Source organism: Stenotrophomonas sp. FW305-3-2-15-E-LB1 (assembly GCF_058787375.1).
This window is the reverse complement of the sequence record NZ_JBYSZR010000013.1, coordinates 1-16,518: the sequence shown is the minus strand read 5'-3', so window position 1 is coordinate 16,518 and position 16,518 is coordinate 1. Positions and strand designations below refer to the sequence as shown.

Genomic DNA, 16,518 nt, shown 5'->3' with positions numbered 1-16,518 from the left:
AGCACCAGAAAATTGATCGGGGTGATCCATGTGGTACTGCGCGCACGCCATCTTCTACTACGAAAGCGAAGGACAGGAATCGTTCCTGGTGCATGAGAACGTCTACCTGATCAGCGCGGACAGCGACGAGCAGGCGCTGGCGGATGCAACGGCTCTGGCCTCCGAGTACGAGGATCTGAGCGGCCGCCTGATGGGGGACGACGGCAAGCCATCCCACTACCGGTTCGCCGGAATCCGCAAGCTGATATCAGTGGAGACTGACGAGCACACTGCTGAGGGACGCCTGCACTCCGGTGTGGAAGTAACGTACTCGGTCATGGCCGTGGACACGCTGGACCAGGTGCAGCGTCTTGCCGGCGGTGATGCCCTCGACGTTCTGTACCAGGAATAGACCAAGGCCGCCGGGCATGGCCCGGCGCTACCTCAAGGGCACGCTCCGGTTCGGTAGCGCCGGGCCATGCCCGGCGGGCACGCAGCGTTCCGGTATCACGGCGCCGCCGGCACCACCTGCTGGCCGATGAAATTGCGCTTTCCATCGAAGTCATAGCCGATCTGCAGCTGGCCGACATCCGGGCAGGCATGGCAGTCGCGCAGCGGCGTGCGGTACAGCAGTCGGATGCCGCCGCCATCGAGCGGCGCGGTACCGGCCGCCTGTGCGGGTGCGAACGGGGTGGCCTGCGGATGCGCGGCCAGCACCGCCTGCACGCCCGGGTCGGCGCGCAGGGTGTCGTCCAGCTGCACCGCGTCGACATCGATGCGCTTGCCACCGGCATCCACCAGGCGCGTGCCCTCGTTGGTGTTGGCGCGGAACGGATATTCCACCGTAGCCACGCCCAGGCCATCGTGTTCATGCCAGGCCGTCACGTAGGCCAGCTCGCCGCCGGTGGACAGCTGCTCGGCCGCGGCGACGGCATCGGCGCTGGCACCGGCGGACTTCATCGTCTCGGCCAGGCACGCGCGCGTGGCGTTGTTCTCGCCCTGGCGGCATGCGTTGAGGTCGCCATCCCAGACCACCGACTCGCTCCAGCGCAGTGAACCATCGGCCGCCGTGTTGGCGGCAGGCGCATCGCCCGTGGCGGGTTCGGTGCCGGGTTCAGGCGAACGGCCCTGGCAGGCGGTGAGCAGGGCCAGGCCCAGGGCAGGCAGCAGCAGGCGGGAACGGCGCATGGCGTATACCTCGTGCGTGTGACCGGGCCGCCAGTATCGTCAACGCGCGGTGAACTCCGCGTCGGCGCGGCATACTAGCGGCTCATGGCATACGCTGGAGTGTGGAACGTGGGCAGTCTGCAGGGCAAAACCCTTTTCATCACCGGTGCCTCGCGGGGCATCGGCCTGGCCATCGCACTGCGTGCGGCCCGCGACGGCGCCAACGTGGCCATCGCCGCGAAGTCGTCGGTGCCCAACCCGAAGCTGCCCGGCACCATCCACAGCGCCGCCGAAGCAGTGACCGCAGCCGGTGGCCAGGGCCTCGCGCTGAAGTGCGACATCCGCGAAGAGGACCAGGTGAAGGCTGCCGTGGCTGCCACGGTCGATACCTTCGGTGGCATCGACATCCTCATCAACAACGCCAGCGCGATCTGGCTGCGCGGCGCGCTCGATACGCCGATGAAGCGGTTCGACCTGATGCAGCAGGTCAATTCGCGCGGCAGTTTCCTGTGCGCGCAGGCCTGCCTGCCGTACCTGCTGCAGGCGCCCAACCCGCACATCCTGACCCTGGCCCCGCCGCCCAGCCTGGAACCAAAGTGGTGGGGCCCGCATACCGGCTACACGCTGGCCAAGATGGGCATGAGCTTCGTTACCCTCGGCCTGGCCGCTGAATTCGGCCCGCAGGGCGTGGCGGTCAATGCGCTGTGGCCGCGCACCGTCATCGCCACCGATGCGATCAACATGATCCCCGGCGTGGATGCGGCAGGCTGCCGCACGCCGCAGATCATGGCCGACGCTGCACACGCGGTGCTGGTGCGCGAAGCCGCCGGTTTCCACGGCCGCTTCCTCATTGACGACGAAGTGCTGGCCGAAGCCGGTGTGACCGATCTGTCCGCTTACGCGGTGGACGCCTCGCGGCCGCTGCTGCCGGACCTGTTCCTGGATTGATCGGCGGCGAGTGCTTCTGAGGCAGTGGTCAAGGATGGCCACGGCCAAGGTTGGGTAGAATGTGGGGCTGGAACCGTTTTCAACAAGGACGTACCCCTATGCGACCGATGCTCCGCGCGGCCACCCTGGCTGCTTCGCTCTCCCTCGCCCTGGCTGCCTGTGGTGGCAAGCCTGCAGCCCCGGCCGATGCCGCCGCCAACGCCGGCAAGGGCGACACGGCGGCCGCCGACACCGGGGCCGACAGCGACCAGGCCCTGATGGGCAAGCTCAACGGCTACATCGAGTGCTACAACGATGTGGACCGCAAGATCCACGCGGGCATCGGCCCGTACACGGTCTGGATGAAGGACCCCGAGGCCGGCCCGACCGGTCGCGAGGAACGCCCGATCGGTCCGCCGGACCTGACCGCCGGTGACCTCAAGCTCTGCGACAAGGCACTGCCCGAAGCCATCGCGGCGCAGCCGTCGCTGCCGGAACTGGACAAGGCTGCGCAGGGCTACCTGGATGCACTGCATGCACTGCAGCCGATCACCCACGAAGCGGCCGACTACTACCAGCGCGACGACTACGAAGACGATGGCTTCGCGCGCGGCAAGGCGCTGCACGCGCCGTTGATGTCTGCATTCGGCACCTTCGTCGAGGCCAGCGGTGTGTTCAGCGATGCGCTGGATGTCGCGAACGACCGCCTGCAGGACTCCCAGCTGGCCAAGGTGGAAGCGCAGGAAGGCCGTACCCGCAACTTCTATCGGTTGGCCATCATGCGTGATGCCAAGGCGCTGATGGACCTGATGGCCGAAGACAACTTCGACGTGACCGAGGCGCGCCGGCGCCTGGATGCGTTCAACGCGATCTCCGACGAGGCCCACGCCAAGGTGGCCGAGCAGGAGCCGGGCAAGCTGGACTGGAACAGCTTCGAGCGCACCGCCGAGAATTTCCGCCGCGAGAGCAAGGAGCGCCTGAAGCGCGTCGCGGAGAAGACCCCTTACAGCGATATCGAGCGGCGCATGCTGGACACCACCATGGCACCGCACGGCTCGCCGGGTAAGCTGATGCAGGAATACAACTCACTGGTATTCCAGAGCAACCGCCAATAAGGCGGTGCTCTTTTTTCTCTGCAAGGAACTGATGTGAACGCTTCTGTACGTGTACTGCCGGTGCTGCTGCTCGGCGCCGTGGCCGGCCTGGCCGGCTGCAACAACTCCACCGGCCTGTCGCTGGCTGATCCCAGCCTGGCCAAGGTCAATGCCTACATCGAGTGCTACAACGGTGTGGAGCAGCCCATTCACGAGGGCTTCGAGACCTACACCGGCTGGATCAAGGATGTCGGGGCCGGCCCGACCGGCAAGGAAGCGCAGCCGCGCTCGCCGGGCAAGGTGCTTTCGCACCGGGTGGAGTACTGCGGCCAGCCGCTGACCGATGCCCTGGCGATGGCACCGGCGACGCCGATGGATGCGTCGGTGCGCGACTACCAGCAGGCATTCCAGGCCTTGTACGCGAAGATCGAGCAGGCCGATGGCTACTTCACCCGCGAGGAATTCCGTCGCGATGGTGGCGAAGGCATGCGCAGCCAGCATGCGCCGCTGATGCAGGCCTATGCGGCGTTCTTCAAGGCCAGCGACGCACTGGACGTGGCGCTGGAAAAGAACGAGGAAGACCGCCGTGCCGCGCAGCTGAAGCAGATCGAAAAGAGCGAAGGCCGCTCGATGGCCTATTACCACCTGCGCCTGGTGGGCGAGGGCAAGCAGCTTGCGGTGGCCTTCCAGGATGAGAAGCCGGACGTCGCCGCGCTGCGTACGCGCCTGGCGGATTACGAGGCGCTGGTGAAGGAGATGCAGGCCGCCGGCATCGGCAAGGATGACCCGATGTGGGGCCATGTGCAGCGCTCGGCCGAGATGCTGATCCGCAAGGCCGGCCGTGGCATCGAGCGCATCGAGCAGGGCAAGCCGATCAGCGCCGAAGGCCTGGCTGCCGAGCGCAAGGCCTCCGGCAGCTGGCTCACCTCGGCCCCGGAAGGCGCGCAGTCGGACATCCTGGATGCGTACAACGACCTGGTGACCACCAGCAACCGCATGCGCTGACGGGTGCTGATCTGGTGGGTGCGGACCGTTGGTCCGCACTGTGCCGGGTCTTATCCACGCATGGCGTGGATCTACTGGCTCAGGATGGCGTGGATCTACGTGTTGAAGGTGTCCGGCAGGGCACTGCCGCACCTGCGGCAATGGCGCGCGTCGGGTTCGTGGCCTTCCAGCCCGCAGTGCGGGCAGCCACGCGCATCCCGGCGCGCCGCCATGTCGGCCTCGCGCATGGTGCTGGCCAGCTCGGCGGTGTAGATGCCGGTGGGCACGGCGATGATGCTGTAGCCGATCAGGATCAGCACCGAGGTGACGAAGCGGCCCAGCACGGTCTGCGGCACGATGTCGCCGAAGCCGACCGTGGCCATGGTCACCACCGCCCAGTACATGCTGGCCGGGATGTTGCTGAACCCATGCGCCGGGCCCTCGATGATGTACATCAGGGTGCCGGCGATGATCGTGATGGTGATGACCGTGAACAGGAACAGCAGGATCTTGCGCCGGCTGCGCCACAGCGACTGCAGCAGGACGACGCTTTCCTCGATGTAGCGGGTCAGCTTGAGGATGCGGAACACCCGCAGCATGCGCAGTGCGCGCACCACCAGCAGGCTCTGCGCGCCGGGGATGAACAGCGACAGATAGGCCGGCAGGATCGACAGCAGGTCGATGATGCCCCAGATGCTGACCGCGTAGCGCAGCGGCCGCTTCACCACCGCCAGCCGCAGCAGGTACTCGATCGTGAACAGGGCGGTGAAGCCCCATTCGATGACGTACAGCCAGTCCGACCACGCCACGTGCAGGTGCTGCACGCTGTCGATCATCACCACCAGGATGCTGGCGATGATGGCCACCACCAGGATCAGGTCGAAATTGCGGGACGGCCGGGTGTCGTGGCGGTAGATGATGTCGAACCAGGTCCGGCGCCAGCCGGAAGCGGTGGCGGGGTTCAGCTGGGGGGCGGAAAACGGGCGCATCCGCACATTGTGCCGCAGGGGCTGGGGGGCGAGAATGGGGGTTCCTGAACCCACTCCACTGCCATGACCGCCGCTACCGATCCGTTGATCTCCCTGTCGCACTACTACCTGCCGGTGTACAAGCCCCGCCAGGTGGTGCTGGAGCGAGGCCAGGGCGCCCGCGTGTGGGACAGCCAGGGCCGCGAGTTCATCGACCTGGCCGCCGGCATTGCCGTGTGCGGCCTGGGCCATAACGACCCGGACCTGGTGGCCGCGCTGGTCGAGCAGGCCGGCAAGCTGTGGCACACCAGCAACGTGTTCTACAGCGCGCCGCCGCTGCACCTGGCCGAGGAACTGGTGCAGGCCAGCCGCTTCGCCGAGCGCGTGTTCCTGTGCAATTCCGGCGCCGAAGCCAACGAAGTGGCGATCAAGATGGTCCGCAAGTGGGCCTCCAGCAAGGGTCGCCCGGCCGACAAGCGCGTCATCATCACCTTCCGCGGCAGCTTCCACGGCCGCACCATGGGCGCGGTGACCGCCACCGCCCAGCCGAAGTACCAGGAAGGCTACGAGCCGCTGCCCGGTGGTTTCCGCTACATCGACTTCAACGATGAAGTGCAGCTGGAAACCGCGATGGCCGCCGGCGACGTGGCCGCGGTCATGCTTGAGCCGGTGCAGGGCGAGGGCGGCGTGATGCCGGCCAAGTCCGGCTTCCTCAAGCGCGTGCGCGAGCTGTGCGACCAGCATGATGCCCTGCTGGTGCTGGACGAGATCCAGGCCGGCATGGGCCGCACCGGTACCCTGTTCGCGCACTGGCAGGACGACGTGGTGCCGGACATGGTCACCCTGGCCAAGGCACTGGGCGGTGGCTTCCCGATCGGCGCGATGCTGGCCGGCCCGAAGGTGGCCGAAACCATGCAGTTCGGCGCCCACGGCACCACCTTCGGTGGCAACCCGCTGGCCGCTGCCGTGGCCCGCGTGGCCCTGCGCAAGCTGGCCTCGCCGGAGATCGCCGCCAACGTCAGCCGCCAGTCGAAGGCGCTGCGCGATGGCTTTGCCCGCATCAGTGAAGAGTTCGGCGTGTTCAGTGGCGTGCGGGGCCGTGGCCTGATGCTGGGCGCGGTGCTGAGCCCGGCCTTCGCCGGCCAGGCCGGTGCCATCCTCGACCATGCCGCCGACCAGGGCCTGCTGACCCTGCAGGCTGGCCCGGACGTGCTGCGCTTCGTGCCGTCGCTGAACATCACCGACGAAGAAGTGGCCGAAGGCCTCAAGCGCCTGCACGCCGCAATCGCCGCGTTCGTCGCCGCGCGCTGATCCCGGCGCCGGGGACCCGCTGTAGAGCCGAGCCCATGCTCGGCTCCTCGTGGTGTCAGGCAACGGCAGCCGAGCATGGGCTCGGCTCTACAGGATCGCGTAGCGCTTCAGTACCTTGCCCAGCCCGCGCCCGTCGCGCACCGTTTCCGCGTGCAGGCCGGCAGCGCGTGCGCCGCGCACGTTGGCGAACAGATCATCGACGAACAGGGTGCGCGCAGGCGCCACCTGCAGCACCTCGAGCACGCGCTGGAACACCGCCGGCTGCGGTTTGCGCAGGCCGAAGTCGGCACTGCAGAACACCCGGCCGTGCAGTGCGGGGAACAGCGCCGGCAACAGGCTGGGCAGTGCCTGCACCATCAGCGCACCGTTGTTGGTCAGCACCGCCAGTGGCACCTGCAGGTGTTCCAGGCGTTGCAGCACCGCATCCTGCGGGTGGCTGGCGGCCTGGCGCGCGGCAATCCACGTGCGTGCATCCACCGTGCGCCCCAGTTGTTGGCCCAGGCGTGCAAGATAGGCGGTGGCATCGAGCGCGCCACTGTCATGCGCCGTTTCCAGCCCGCTTTCATACAGTGCTGCCTGTACCGACGCGGCCGGCACATCCAGCGCCTGCGCCAGGTGCAGCACGCGCTGCGCGCGCTGGTACTGCACCAGCACGCCGTCCACATCCAGCAGCAACAGGTCGATCCGCATGGCCTGAGCATGCCATTGCCGCAGATGCCCGAACACCCTGCCGCGTGCGTGCGACAGACGGTCGCAGACGATGGCGGGTGGCCCTGCCTAGAATGGCCGGTGAACCAGAAGGAGACGCAACGATGAAGGCTTGGATGGTGGCAGTGGGACTGGGCGCGGTGATGCTGGCGCCGTCGGCGATGGCGCGCGTGTGCGCGGTAAGCATCGACAGCACCGACCAGATGAGCTTCAGCACGCGCCAGATCAAGGTGGCCGCCGACTGCAGCGAAGTGGACCTGACCCTGCGCCACACCGGCAAGCTGGCCGCCACGGCGATGGGCCACAACTGGGTGCTGACCCGCACCGCCGACTACCAGCCGGTGGCGATGGCCGGCATGCGCATGACCCTGGCCGACAGCTACCTGCCCAAGGCCGACAAGCGCGTGCTGGCGCACACCAAGGTGATCGGCGGCGGCGAAACCACGCGCGTGCGTTTCTCCACCAAGGGCCTGCAGAAGGGCGGCGATTACACCTTCTTCTGCTCGTTCCCCGGCCACTTCGCGATGATGAAGGGCAGCTTCGTTTTCGGTTGATTGCAGCCACGCATGGCGTGGCTCTACCGGTAGATCCACGCCATGCGTGGATGCCGTGCCACGGCAATGCCAACCAAGGTTGGCATCTACCGGGCGTGGGCTCAGCCCTTGGCAGCCTTGAACGCCACGCGGGCAGCGGCCAGGGTGGCATCGATTACCGCGTCGTCGTGCGCGCTGGACATGAAGCCGGCCTCGTAGGCCGACGGTGCCAGGAACACGCCCTGTTCCAGCATCGCGTGGAAGAAGCGATTGAACGCCGGGATGTCACAGGCGGTGGCCTGCGCATAGGTCTCCACCTTTTCATTGGTGAAGAACAGCCCGAACATCGCGCCCACGCAGGTGGTGGTCACGGCCACGCCCGCTTCGGCGGCGGCCGCTTCCAGGCCTGCGCACAGGCGCGCGGTGCGCTCGGCCAGGTCAGCGTGGAAGCCCGGCTGCGACACCAGCTCCAGCATCGCCAGGCCCGCAGCCATCGCCACCGGATTGCCGCTCAGCGTGCCGGCCTGGTAGATCGGGCCGGCCGGGGCGATCTGCTGCATCAGCTCGCGGCGGCCACCGTAGGCGCCCACCGGCATGCCGCCGCCGATGATCTTGCCGAAGGTGCTCAGGTCCGGGGTCACGCCGTAATGCGCCTGCGCACCGCCGAGGGCGACGCGGAAACCGGTCATCACTTCGTCGAAGATCAGCAGCGCACCATGCTGGGTGCACAGGTCGCGCAGGTGCTGCAGGTAGCCCTCGCGCGGCGGGATGCAGTTGGCGTTGCCCACCACCGGTTCGATGATGAGGCCGGCGATGTCGCTGCCCTGCTGTTCGAACAGCGCGGTAGCGGCATCGAAGTCGTTGTAGGGCAGGGTCAGGGTCAGTTCGCTCAGGCCGGCCGGTACGCCCGGCGAGGTCGGCACGCCCAGGGTCAGCATGCCGCTGCCGGCCTTGACCAGGAATGAGTCGCCGTGGCCGTGGTAGCAGCCTTCGAACTTGACGATGCGGTTGCGGCCGGTGGCGCCACGGGCCAGGCGGATGGCCGACAGCGTGGCCTCGGTGCCGGAGTTGACCATGCGCACCATTTCGCAGGACGGCACCAGGCGGGTGATGGTCTCGGCCATGGTCACTTCGGCCGCACAGGGCGCGCCGAAGGACAGGCCGTTGTCGATGGCCTTCTTCACCGCCTGGCGCACGGCCGGGTGGTTGTGGCCGACGATCATCGGGCCCCAGGAACCGACGTAGTCGATGTAGCGGTTGCCGTCGACGTCATGCAGGTAGGCGCCATCGGCGCGCTCGACGAAGAACGGTTCGCCGCCGACGGACTTGAACGCGCGCACCGGCGAATTGACGCCACCCGGCAGCAGCTGCTGGGCGCGGGAGAACAGGGCGTGGGACTGGTCGTGGTTCATGGGGCTTTCCTGGGCGTTACGCGAACTGGGCGAGGAAGGCGCGCTGGGTCGCGACCGGGTCCTGTGCGGCGTAGATGCCGCTGACCACGGCCACCAGGTCGGCGCCGGCATCGATGATGGGACCGACATTGTCCGGCGTCAGGCCCCCGATCGCCACCCGCGGCACACCCAGTGCGGCGCTTTGCCGCAGCAGGTCGGCGTGGGCGCGGCTGCTGGTGACCTTGGTGGTGGTGGGGAAGAAGGCGCCGAAAGCCACGTAGCTGGCACCAGCGGCCACGGCCTTTTCGGCATTGGCCAGCTGGTCGTAGCAGGACGCGCCGATGATGGCGGCCGGGCCGAGCAGGGCGCGCGCGCTGGGGATATCGCCGTCAGTGCCGCCCAGGTGCACGCCGGCCGCGCCCACGGCCTGGGCCAGCGCCGGGTCGTCGTTGATGATGAGCGGCACGCCGTGGGCGGCGCACAGCGCCTGCAGGGCGGTGGCCTGCTCCCGCCGCAGCGCATCGCTGGCGGTCTTGTTGCGGTACTGCAGCCAGGTGGCACCGGCGGCCAGCAGCGGCGCCGTGCGCGCCAGCAGGCGTGCGGTATCGGGTTCATCCGGGGTGATCAGGTAGACGCCGCGGGGCGCCGGGGAAGCAGAAGTCATTGATGGCTACCGGTGAGTGGGCCGCGATGGGACAATGGCAGCCCGTGAATCCAGCCCTGATTATCCGATGACCGACGCCACCCCCACCACCTTGCGTACCTGGATGTGCGTGGTCTGCGGCTTCATCTACCGCGAAGCGGACGGTCTGCCGGAAGAAGGCATCGCCCCGGGCACGCGCTGGGAGGACATTCCCGAGACGTGGACCTGCCCGGACTGCGGGGTGACCAAGGACGACTTCGAGATGGTCGAGATCGATTGATCGAGGGCCGCCGGGCCCTTGCTGTGGGTGCGGACCGTTGGGGTGGGTGCGGACCGTTGGGGTGGGTGCGGACCGTTGGTCCGCACAGCGGCAAATCAATGCAGCCGCGGCATCGGCCCACCCAGGTCGATCAGCTTCTCGCGCAGCCACTGCGCATCGCTGGCCTCGGGGTTGCGGCGCAGGTACTGGGCAAGGTCGTGGCGGGCGCCGGCCAGGTAATCCAGCTGCAGGTACGCCAGGCCACGGTCGCGCAGGGCGTCGTCCTGTTCCGGGGCCAGCTTCAGCAGGCGGTCGGCACTGCGCGCGGCGCGGTCCCACTCGCTGGCTTCGGCATACACGCCATGCAGGTTGCGCAGCATACGGATGAGGATCGCGCGTGTCGGCGCCGGGTCGAGGATCTGCGCCAGCACCTGGTCGTCCGGGGCCTGCCCGCCGAGGTGTGACTTGGCCCGCTCGCGCAGCTCGTCCACGTCCAGCGGGCGGCCGCCGTTGAACGGGTCCATCACCAGCACGCCGTCGTCCACCGGCAGGCGCACCAGGAAGTGGCCGGGGAAGGACACGCCATCCAGCGGAATGCCCAGCCGCCGGGCGACTTCCATCTGTACCAGAGCCAGCGAAATGGGATTGCCCAGCCGTCGCTCAAACACCTGGTTGAGGTAGCTGTTGCGCGGGTCGTAGTACTCCTGGTGGTCGCCGCTGTAGCCCAGTTCGTCGAACAGGTGGCGGTTGACCGCGGCCATCTTCAGCGGCCAGCGCTCGATGGTGTCCACTTCCGCACGCAGGTGGTCGACATGGCTCTGCACCAGCGCGTCGTACACGCCGGGCTGCAGGTCGGGGTATTCATCGCGCGCGATCAGCAACGCGGTCGGCAACAGTGGCAGCGCCTCGTCATCGACGTCGGCCAGTGCATCCCAGTCGGGGAGTGTGATCCGGTCCTGCATGGCCACAGACTGGAGGCAATTGCAGGCGGTTTCAAGCGGTGTGGCGTGAAAAAATCCAGGGGTAGGATCTCCTTCGCGTGCGAAAGGGATCCTACCCCTGCAGGGTTGCCGGCCAGCGGCCGGCACTACCGCGGTTGCCGGCCGCTGGCCGGTCGCATCGTTTACTTTTCGATGCCCGGGCCGAACGTCAGCGGGGTGCCGTCCTTCAGCTTCAACTTCTCGGCTTGCCCGGCGTTGAGCTCCAGCACGTACCGCGCCGGGCCGCCGCTGGGGTAGGGCGGGCACATGTCGCCGGCCGAGCACGGCGGCACGTCGCGCTGCTGGCTGACCAGCTTGCGCTCGCTGTCGAAGTACAGGATGTCCAGCGCGATCTTGGTGTTCTTCATCCAGTACGCCTGCATCTCCTCGCGGTCGTGGATGAACAGCATGCCGTGGTCGGCCTGCATCTGGTCGCGGAACATCAGCCCGCGGGCGCGGGTTTCGTCATTGGTGGCCAGCTCCACCTGGTAGCGGGCGCCATCCAGTTCCACCCAGTGGCGGGCGGCATCGGTGGCACAGCCGGTCAGGGCCAGCAGGGGGAGGATCAGCAGCGAGCGCAGCGACATGTCAGCATCCTTCCGTAAATCAGAGCACGACCGGCGGTTCGCCGCCGACGATCATCACATCGGCGCGACGGCGGGCGAACAGGCCGACGCAGACCACGCCCGGCAGCTGGTTGAGCTCGCGCTCCAGCTTTTCCGGGTCGGTGATCTCCAGGTTGTGGATGTCCAGGATCTGGTTGCCGTTGTCGGTCACCACGCCCTCGCGCCAGGTCGGCTGGCCGCCGGTCATGTCGCGGATCTGGCGGGCCACCAGGCTGCGTGCCATCGGGATCACTTCCACCGGCAGCGGGAACCTGCCCAGCACAGGCACCTGCTTGCTCGGGTCGACGATGCAGACGAAGCGCTCGCTGGCCTCGGCGATGATCTTCTCGCGGGTCAGCGCGGCACCGCCGCCCTTGATCAGGCACTTGTTGGCGTCGCACTCATCGGCGCCGTCCACGTACAGCGACAGGGTGCCGGCATGGTTCAGCTCGATCACCTCGATGCCGTGCTGCTTCAGGCGCGCGGTGCTCTGCTCGGAACTGGACACCGCGCCCTTGATGCGGTGCTGGATGCGGGCCAGGGCATCGATGAAATAGGCAACGGTGGAACCGGTGCCGACACCGACGATCATGCCGTCCTGGACGTATTCGATGGCTTTCTCGGCGGCCAGGCGCTTGGCTTCGGACATGGGAGGACTCTCAGGCAGGGAATCAGGATTTTTTTTCGAGCGACAGCAGCAGCTTCCACTGCGCGGCCGTTACCGGGAACACCGACAGGCGGTTGCCCTTGGCAACCAGCGGGAAGCCCTCGCCGAGTTCGTCGGCGTGCAGCTTGATCTCGTCCAGCGCGATCACCTGCTTCAGCTTGCGCTCGAAGCCCACGTCCACCAGCATCCAGCGCGGATTCTCGCGCGTGCTCTTGGGGTCGTGGTAATCGGATGCCGGGTCGAACTGGGTGTCGTCCGGGTAGGCCGCGCTGGCCACCGTGGCCAGGCCGACGATGCCCGGCACCTTGGTATTGGAGTGGTAGAACAGGATGCCGTCGCCGACCTGCATGCCATCGCGCATGAAGTTGCGCGCCTGGTAGTTGCGCACCCCGTTCCAGGGCTCGACCTTCACCTTGGCCAGGTCATCGATGGAAAAAGCGTCCGGTTCGGACTTCATCAGCCAATAGCGCTTGCGGGCGGTCATGCGTTCACGGGGGCAGCGGAGGGGAACAGGGTGCCGTCTTCGGTGCAGATCGCATCCACCGGCACGTCCCACGACGCCACCGGCAAGGACTCGACCTGCTGCACCGCGAATGCAGCACCGACCAGCCAGGGCGGCGCCGGCCGGTCGTGGCGGAAGGCGAAGCTGCGATCATACCAGCCGCCCCCCATGCCCAGCCGCCGGCACTGGTGGTCGAAGCCCACCAGCGGGGTCACCACCAGCGCCATCTGCGCCGGTTCCAGGGTGTCTGCCAGCGCCACGTCGGGCTCGGGAATGCCGTAGCGGTTGCTGGTCAGCGGTTGGCCGGGGCGCCACGGTGCGAAGCGCAGCACCTCGCCGGCCAGCACCGGCAGGCAGTAGGTGAGGCCTTCGGGCAACTGCAGTTGCCAGCGGTGCAGGGCGATCTCGCCATCCAGCGCCCAGTAGCCGGCCACCGGGCCGGTGCGCGGGGCGAAGGGCAGGGCAAGCAGGGCATCGGCCAGCGATTCGGCGGCGGCGATGCGCGCGGGCGCGGAAAGATCGCGGCGGCGTTGCCGCAGGTCGTGGCGCAGGGCCTGGCGCGGGTCGGTCATGGCAGCGTGCGGCGGGAAACAGCCGCCATTGTGCCGTAAAGAACAAGGGCGACGCCCGAAGACGCCGCCCTTGCTGGAATATTGCATTCTCCGCAATGTCGATGCATGCGAAACGACCTTGAACCCGGGGGCTCAAGTGGGAACGCTGGAGAACCATCGGGCTTCCCGCTACAAGGCGGACCTGCACTCCCGGCGCTGTCGCGCTCCCGGTGTCGTTCTTAAGGGACAAGGCGAATGTTTGCACATGCCGTCGAGTACCGCAGAGAACGCGTGGCCATTATAGCCAGCACGCGCGATCTGGATAGGCCGTTCGTCGGCAACAGTACGTGCCAATTCAGTTATGAAAAGGCGCGACGCACACCCTTCTCACGTGCTGCTGTCGATCGCCCGGTCCAGGCGCCGGTTCAGATCGGCCAGGGTCTGCTGCAGGGCCACGGCCTGGCGGGCATTCTCATCCCGCAGCTGCTGCAGCTCGTGGGCCAGGTTGAGTGCGGCCAGCACCGCCACCCGGTCGACCGCGGCCATGCGGTTGCTGCCGCGGATCTCGCGCATGCGCGCATCGAGCAGGCGCGCGGCGGCCATCAGACTGTCGCGTTCATCGCCACCCACGCCCACCGTGTATTCACGATCGAGGATGCGGACACTGACCGGTTCGGCGCTCATGTGTGCTGCTCCAGGGATTTGAGCCGGCTGATCATCGCTTCCACCCGCGAGCGTGCCTGCTCGTTCTTGGCCAGCAGCGTCGAGCGCTCGGCCACCAGCTGTTCCTGCTGGTGGCGCAGGCTGCGGTTCTCCTCGGCCAGGCGCTGGTTGCGTTCGAGCAACGCTTCCACACGGGCGGCGAAGGCCTGCAACTGGGCAAGGGGATCGGCGGGTTCCATGCCGCACGATAGGCAAGCCGGGCAAGGGCGGTCAAGCGTTGCCGCAGCAGGGCCGGACCGCCACGAGGAGGAGCCGGTTGGGTTGCTACACTAGCGGGCTCACGGGCGCGCGCGTGCGCGCCCCGGGTTTCCCTTACGAACGAGCCGCACGATGACCGAACTTCCCTCCGTCGACGACGTTTCCCGCGCCAGCCAGGAACTGGGCCTGGGCGCCACCGCTGCCGAGCTGCATGGCGGCCTGTGCGGCTGGCTGGCGGCCGGCGGCGCCCCCGGCAATGACTGGCCGGCACGCGTGCTGGCCGACGACAACCTGGCCCCGGTGGCTGACGGCAGTGCGCTGGCGCAGCTGCTGGAAGCCACCATCAAGCAGCTGGAAGACCGCGACTTCGCCTTCGAACTGCTGCTGACCGACAACGACGACGTGGCCGCGCAGGCCGACGCGATGTTTGCCTGGACCCGCAGCTTCCTCGGTGGCTTCGGCCTGGGCAGCGGCGGCCGCCGCCCGACCCTGTCCGAAGAGGGCGAGGAGGCGCTGACCGACATGGCCAGCCTGGCCCGTGCCTCCAGCGAGGATTTCGAGGCCGGTGGCGAGGACGACGACGAAGCCCTGTCCGAGATCGAGGAGTTCATCCGCGTGGCGGTGCTGCTGCTGCACGGTGACGTGGTGCTGGCCGCGCGCCACCGCCAGCGCCTGAACTGATGGACATCAAGCAGCGCACCGGCATCGCGGCCGGCGAGTACAAGCGTCGCCGCCGCCAGTTGATGGACATGGCCGGCGATGACGCGATCCTGGTGCTGCCGGCCGCATCGGAGAAGGTGCGCAGCCTGGATACGCATTACCCGTACCGCCAGGATTCGGATTTCCAGTACCTCAGCGGTTTCCCCGAGCCGGAAGCGGTGCTGGTGCTGATTCCCGGCCGTCGCCACGGCGAGGTGATCCTGTTCTGCCGCGAGCGCGATGCCGAACGCGAGGCCTGGGATGGCGGTCGCGCCGGCCAGGAAGGCGCGGTGGCGCAGTACGGCATGGACGATGCCTATCCGATCGACGATCTGGACGACATCCTGCCGGGCCTGCTGGAAGGGCGGTCGCGTGTCTATTACCACTTCGGCCGCGATGCGGATTTCGACCTGAAGCTGATCGGCTGGGTCAACCGCGTGCGTTCGCAGGTGCGCCACGGCGCGCAACCGCCGCATGAGTTCCTGGAACTGGGGCACCTGCTGCACGAACAGCGCCTGTTCAAATCCGGTGCGGAGGTGGCGCTGATGCACCACGCGGCGCAGATCAGCGTGCGTGCGCACCTGGCAGCAATGCGCGCGGCGAAGGCGGGCATCCACGAGTACGAACTGCAGGCCGAACTGGAGCGCGTGTTCCGCGCCAACGACGCCGTGCCCGCCTACTGCAGCATCGTGGGCGCCGGCCGCAACGGCTGCATCCTGCATTACCGCGACAACAACGCACGGTCGCGCGATGGCGAGCTGGTGCTGATCGATGCCGGTGCCGAGTACCGCGGCTATGCCAGCGACATCACCCGGACGTTCCCGGTAAACGGTCGTTTCAGTGCCGAGCAGCGCGCGCTGCACGATCTGGTGGGTGAAGCACAGGCGGCGGCGCTGGCCCAGGCCAAGCCGGGCGTGGCCTACGAGGCCGGCCACCTGGCGGCGGTGCAGACCCTGACCGAAGGCCTGCTGCGGCTGGGCCTGCTGAAGGGCACGCTGGAGAAGAACCTGTCCGAGGGCCTGTACCAGCGCTTCTACCGGCACAAGACCGGGCATTGGATCGGGCTGGACGTGCATGACGTGGGCGACTACCGCCTGGCCGGTGATTCGCGCCTGCTGGAGCCGGGCATGGCGTTCACCATCGAGCCGGGGCTGTACGTCGGCGCCGACGACACGACGGTGGAGCCGCGCTGGCGTGGTATCGGCATCCGCACCGAGGACGACGTGCTGATTACCGATGACGGCCATCGCGTGCTGACCGAAGGGCTGGCGCGTAGTGCCGACGAGATTGAAGCGGTGATGGCGGGTTGAGGGTTTGTTGGCAGGGCTTGCAGCCCTGCACCTGTGGTAGTGCCGGCCGCTGGCCGGCAACCTCAACAGCAAAAGCGGGCTATCCGTGGGATGGCGGGGCGGTGTGGGTGGTCAGGACACGCCGTAAACCCATCCATGGGGGCTCGATGGCGCCATCCATGGCGCCAACGGTCCTGCCCACCCACACCGCCCCGCCTCTGACAGTTGGCCGGTCGCGGTTGGTGGGTGCCGACCGTTGGTCAGCACATCGGTCAGGTATCGAGTGAATCATCCACGCATGGCGTGGATCTACTGGCACGCGCGGCGGTTGGTGGGTGCC

Annotated in this window: 21 protein-coding genes and 1 other RNA gene; 9 read left to right on the top strand and 13 right to left on the bottom strand. The window is 67.7% G+C overall.

Annotated elements, in window-relative coordinates; all coding sequences use genetic code 11:
• The first annotated feature begins 28 nt into the window (after positions 1 to 28).
• A complete protein-coding gene (locus AC3WL7_RS11350) occupies positions 29 to 391 on the top strand; it encodes a DUF4288 domain-containing protein (protein ID WP_200732624.1) in 363 nt (120 codons plus the stop codon).
• A gap of 95 nt (positions 392 to 486) precedes the next feature.
• On the opposite strand, the gene AC3WL7_RS11345 is transcribed toward AC3WL7_RS11350, so the two are convergent.
• On the bottom strand, positions 487 to 1,167 hold the full coding sequence (locus tag AC3WL7_RS11345; protein ID WP_492750317.1) for a hypothetical protein: 681 nt from the start codon (positions 1,165 to 1,167) through the stop codon (positions 487 to 489).
• An 84-nt stretch (positions 1,168 to 1,251) separates the two neighbouring features.
• Here AC3WL7_RS11345 and AC3WL7_RS11340 point away from each other — a divergent pair, with 84 nt between their 5' ends.
• The 3 genes from AC3WL7_RS11340 to AC3WL7_RS11330 all read left to right on the top strand — a co-directional run bounded on the left by AC3WL7_RS11340 (position 1,252) and on the right by AC3WL7_RS11330 (position 4,172).
• A complete protein-coding gene (locus tag AC3WL7_RS11340) occupies positions 1,252 to 2,094 on the top strand; it encodes an SDR family oxidoreductase (protein ID WP_079223103.1) in 843 nt (280 codons plus the stop codon).
• 98 nt (positions 2,095 to 2,192) lie between these two features.
• Positions 2,193 to 3,188, top strand: a complete 996-nt coding sequence (locus AC3WL7_RS11335) for a YiiG family protein (RefSeq protein ID WP_283221333.1) — start codon at positions 2,193 to 2,195, stop codon at positions 3,186 to 3,188.
• Positions 3,189 to 3,221: 33 nt separating this feature from the next.
• Positions 3,222 to 4,172, top strand: a complete 951-nt coding sequence (locus AC3WL7_RS11330; RefSeq protein WP_492750316.1) for a YiiG family protein — start codon at positions 3,222 to 3,224, stop codon at positions 4,170 to 4,172.
• A gap of 95 nt (positions 4,173 to 4,267) precedes the next feature.
• Here the strand turns inward: AC3WL7_RS11330 and AC3WL7_RS11325 are convergent, their stop codons facing one another.
• The gene (locus AC3WL7_RS11325; protein ID WP_492750315.1) at positions 4,268 to 5,140 is read right to left on the bottom strand and encodes an ion transporter; all 873 of its coding nucleotides are present in this window, start codon (positions 5,138 to 5,140) and stop codon (positions 4,268 to 4,270) included.
• 63 nt (positions 5,141 to 5,203) lie between these two features.
• Between AC3WL7_RS11325 and AC3WL7_RS11320 the strand changes: the two genes are divergently transcribed.
• The gene (locus AC3WL7_RS11320) at positions 5,204 to 6,430 is read left to right on the top strand and encodes an acetylornithine transaminase (RefSeq protein ID WP_079223099.1); all 1,227 of its coding nucleotides are present in this window, start codon (positions 5,204 to 5,206) and stop codon (positions 6,428 to 6,430) included.
• 87 nt (positions 6,431 to 6,517) lie between these two features.
• On the opposite strand, the gene AC3WL7_RS11315 is transcribed toward AC3WL7_RS11320, so the two are convergent.
• Positions 6,518 to 7,120, bottom strand: coding sequence for an HAD-IA family hydrolase (locus AC3WL7_RS11315; RefSeq protein ID WP_492750314.1), 603 nt, complete (start codon positions 7,118 to 7,120; stop codon positions 6,518 to 6,520).
• A 122-nt stretch (positions 7,121 to 7,242) separates the two neighbouring features.
• On the opposite strand from AC3WL7_RS11315, the gene azu reads away from it, so the two are divergent.
• Positions 7,243 to 7,692: an azurin gene (azu, locus tag AC3WL7_RS11310; protein ID WP_079223097.1), complete on the top strand. Its 450-nt coding sequence runs from the start codon at positions 7,243 to 7,245 to the stop codon at positions 7,690 to 7,692.
• Between the two features lie 101 nt (positions 7,693 to 7,793).
• On the opposite strand, the gene hemL is transcribed toward azu, so the two are convergent.
• Entirely contained in the window at positions 7,794 to 9,083 is a 1,290-nt protein-coding gene (gene hemL, locus AC3WL7_RS11305; protein WP_295519644.1) for a glutamate-1-semialdehyde 2,1-aminomutase, read from the bottom strand.
• A 16-nt stretch (positions 9,084 to 9,099) separates the two neighbouring features.
• Positions 9,100 to 9,726: a thiamine phosphate synthase gene (gene thiE / locus AC3WL7_RS11300; RefSeq protein ID WP_492750313.1), complete on the bottom strand. Its 627-nt coding sequence runs from the start codon at positions 9,724 to 9,726 to the stop codon at positions 9,100 to 9,102.
• 34 nt (positions 9,727 to 9,760) lie between these two features.
• On the opposite strand from thiE, the gene AC3WL7_RS11295 reads away from it, so the two are divergent.
• Positions 9,761 to 9,985, top strand: coding sequence for a rubredoxin (locus tag AC3WL7_RS11295; RefSeq protein WP_079223092.1), 225 nt, complete (start codon positions 9,761 to 9,763; stop codon positions 9,983 to 9,985).
• Between the two features lie 95 nt (positions 9,986 to 10,080).
• Here AC3WL7_RS11295 and AC3WL7_RS11290 read toward each other — a convergent pair whose 3' ends face one another.
• From AC3WL7_RS11290 to AC3WL7_RS11255, 8 genes are all read right to left on the bottom strand, one after another.
• The gene (locus tag AC3WL7_RS11290) at positions 10,081 to 10,926 is read right to left on the bottom strand and encodes a SirB1 family protein (protein WP_492750312.1); all 846 of its coding nucleotides are present in this window, start codon (positions 10,924 to 10,926) and stop codon (positions 10,081 to 10,083) included.
• Between the two features lie 161 nt (positions 10,927 to 11,087).
• Positions 11,088 to 11,531 carry a DUF192 domain-containing protein gene (locus tag AC3WL7_RS11285; protein WP_108747299.1) on the bottom strand — a complete coding sequence of 148 codons (444 nt, stop codon included), beginning with the start codon at positions 11,529 to 11,531 and terminating at the stop codon, positions 11,088 to 11,090.
• 19 nt (positions 11,532 to 11,550) lie between these two features.
• Positions 11,551 to 12,198: a ribose-5-phosphate isomerase RpiA gene (gene rpiA / locus AC3WL7_RS11280; RefSeq protein ID WP_492750311.1), complete on the bottom strand. Its 648-nt coding sequence runs from the start codon at positions 12,196 to 12,198 to the stop codon at positions 11,551 to 11,553.
• A gap of 22 nt (positions 12,199 to 12,220) precedes the next feature.
• Positions 12,221 to 12,700: an EVE domain-containing protein gene (locus AC3WL7_RS11275; protein ID WP_079223085.1), complete on the bottom strand. Its 480-nt coding sequence runs from the start codon at positions 12,698 to 12,700 to the stop codon at positions 12,221 to 12,223.
• The gene (locus AC3WL7_RS11270) at positions 12,697 to 13,290 is read right to left on the bottom strand and encodes a 5-formyltetrahydrofolate cyclo-ligase (RefSeq protein ID WP_108760434.1); all 594 of its coding nucleotides are present in this window, start codon (positions 13,288 to 13,290) and stop codon (positions 12,697 to 12,699) included. Before AC3WL7_RS11270 ends, AC3WL7_RS11275 begins: the two co-directional genes overlap by 4 nt.
• Positions 13,291 to 13,373: 83 nt before the next feature.
• Positions 13,374 to 13,559, bottom strand: a non-coding RNA gene (gene ssrS, locus AC3WL7_RS11265) — 6S RNA.
• 97 nt (positions 13,560 to 13,656) lie between these two features.
• The gene (locus tag AC3WL7_RS11260; RefSeq protein ID WP_108747297.1) at positions 13,657 to 13,953 is read right to left on the bottom strand and encodes a cell division protein ZapA; all 297 of its coding nucleotides are present in this window, start codon (positions 13,951 to 13,953) and stop codon (positions 13,657 to 13,659) included.
• Positions 13,950 to 14,171 (bottom strand): TIGR02449 family protein, encoded by a 222-nt coding sequence (locus AC3WL7_RS11255; RefSeq protein ID WP_079223080.1) that lies wholly within the window; start codon positions 14,169 to 14,171, stop codon positions 13,950 to 13,952. Before AC3WL7_RS11255 ends, AC3WL7_RS11260 begins: the two co-directional genes overlap by 4 nt.
• A 151-nt stretch (positions 14,172 to 14,322) precedes the next feature.
• On the opposite strand from AC3WL7_RS11255, the gene AC3WL7_RS11250 reads away from it, so the two are divergent.
• Both AC3WL7_RS11250 and AC3WL7_RS11245 read left to right on the top strand, forming a co-directional pair.
• A complete protein-coding gene (locus AC3WL7_RS11250) occupies positions 14,323 to 14,871 on the top strand; it encodes a UPF0149 family protein (protein WP_079223078.1) in 549 nt (182 codons plus the stop codon).
• Between the two features lie 5 nt (positions 14,872 to 14,876).
• The gene (locus tag AC3WL7_RS11245; protein WP_492750360.1) at positions 14,877 to 16,199 is read left to right on the top strand and encodes an aminopeptidase P N-terminal domain-containing protein; all 1,323 of its coding nucleotides are present in this window, start codon (positions 14,877 to 14,879) and stop codon (positions 16,197 to 16,199) included.
• Positions 16,200 to 16,518: the final 319 nt, after the last annotated feature.

What these genes read in the sequence shown, in the direction of transcription:
- AC3WL7_RS11325 (WP_492750315.1), bottom strand. Translation starts at nt 5,140, where the DNA reads ATGCGCCCGTTTTCCGCCCCCCAGCTGAACCCCGCCACCGCTTCCGGC.
- rpiA (WP_492750311.1), bottom strand. Translation starts at nt 12,198, where the DNA reads ATGTCCGAAGCCAAGCGCCTGGCCGCCGAGAAAGCCATCGAATACGTC.
- AC3WL7_RS11260 (WP_108747297.1), bottom strand. Translation starts at nt 13,953, where the DNA reads ATGAGCGCCGAACCGGTCAGTGTCCGCATCCTCGATCGTGAATACACG.
- AC3WL7_RS11275 (WP_079223085.1), bottom strand. Translation starts at nt 12,700, where the DNA reads ATGACCGCCCGCAAGCGCTATTGGCTGATGAAGTCCGAACCGGACGCT.
- AC3WL7_RS11285 (WP_108747299.1), bottom strand. Translation starts at nt 11,531, where the DNA reads ATGTCGCTGCGCTCGCTGCTGATCCTCCCCCTGCTGGCCCTGACCGGC.
- AC3WL7_RS11250 (WP_079223078.1), top strand. Translation starts at nt 14,323, where the DNA reads ATGACCGAACTTCCCTCCGTCGACGACGTTTCCCGCGCCAGCCAGGAA.
- AC3WL7_RS11315 (WP_492750314.1), bottom strand. Translation starts at nt 7,120, where the DNA reads ATGCGGATCGACCTGTTGCTGCTGGATGTGGACGGCGTGCTGGTGCAG.
- AC3WL7_RS11350 (WP_200732624.1), top strand. Translation starts at nt 29, where the DNA reads ATGTGGTACTGCGCGCACGCCATCTTCTACTACGAAAGCGAAGGACAG.
- hemL (WP_295519644.1), bottom strand. Translation starts at nt 9,083, where the DNA reads ATGAACCACGACCAGTCCCACGCCCTGTTCTCCCGCGCCCAGCAGCTG.
- AC3WL7_RS11340 (WP_079223103.1), top strand. Translation starts at nt 1,252, where the DNA reads ATGGCATACGCTGGAGTGTGGAACGTGGGCAGTCTGCAGGGCAAAACC.
- AC3WL7_RS11255 (WP_079223080.1), bottom strand. Translation starts at nt 14,171, where the DNA reads ATGGAACCCGCCGATCCCCTTGCCCAGTTGCAGGCCTTCGCCGCCCGT.
- AC3WL7_RS11290 (WP_492750312.1), bottom strand. Translation starts at nt 10,926, where the DNA reads ATGCAGGACCGGATCACACTCCCCGACTGGGATGCACTGGCCGACGTC.
- AC3WL7_RS11320 (WP_079223099.1), top strand. Translation starts at nt 5,204, where the DNA reads ATGACCGCCGCTACCGATCCGTTGATCTCCCTGTCGCACTACTACCTG.
- AC3WL7_RS11295 (WP_079223092.1), top strand. Translation starts at nt 9,761, where the DNA reads ATGGCAGCCCGTGAATCCAGCCCTGATTATCCGATGACCGACGCCACC.
- thiE (WP_492750313.1), bottom strand. Translation starts at nt 9,726, where the DNA reads ATGACTTCTGCTTCCCCGGCGCCCCGCGGCGTCTACCTGATCACCCCG.
- AC3WL7_RS11335 (WP_283221333.1), top strand. Translation starts at nt 2,193, where the DNA reads ATGCGACCGATGCTCCGCGCGGCCACCCTGGCTGCTTCGCTCTCCCTC.
- AC3WL7_RS11345 (WP_492750317.1), bottom strand. Translation starts at nt 1,167, where the DNA reads ATGCGCCGTTCCCGCCTGCTGCTGCCTGCCCTGGGCCTGGCCCTGCTC.
- AC3WL7_RS11270 (WP_108760434.1), bottom strand. Translation starts at nt 13,290, where the DNA reads ATGACCGACCCGCGCCAGGCCCTGCGCCACGACCTGCGGCAACGCCGC.
- azu (WP_079223097.1), top strand. Translation starts at nt 7,243, where the DNA reads ATGAAGGCTTGGATGGTGGCAGTGGGACTGGGCGCGGTGATGCTGGCG.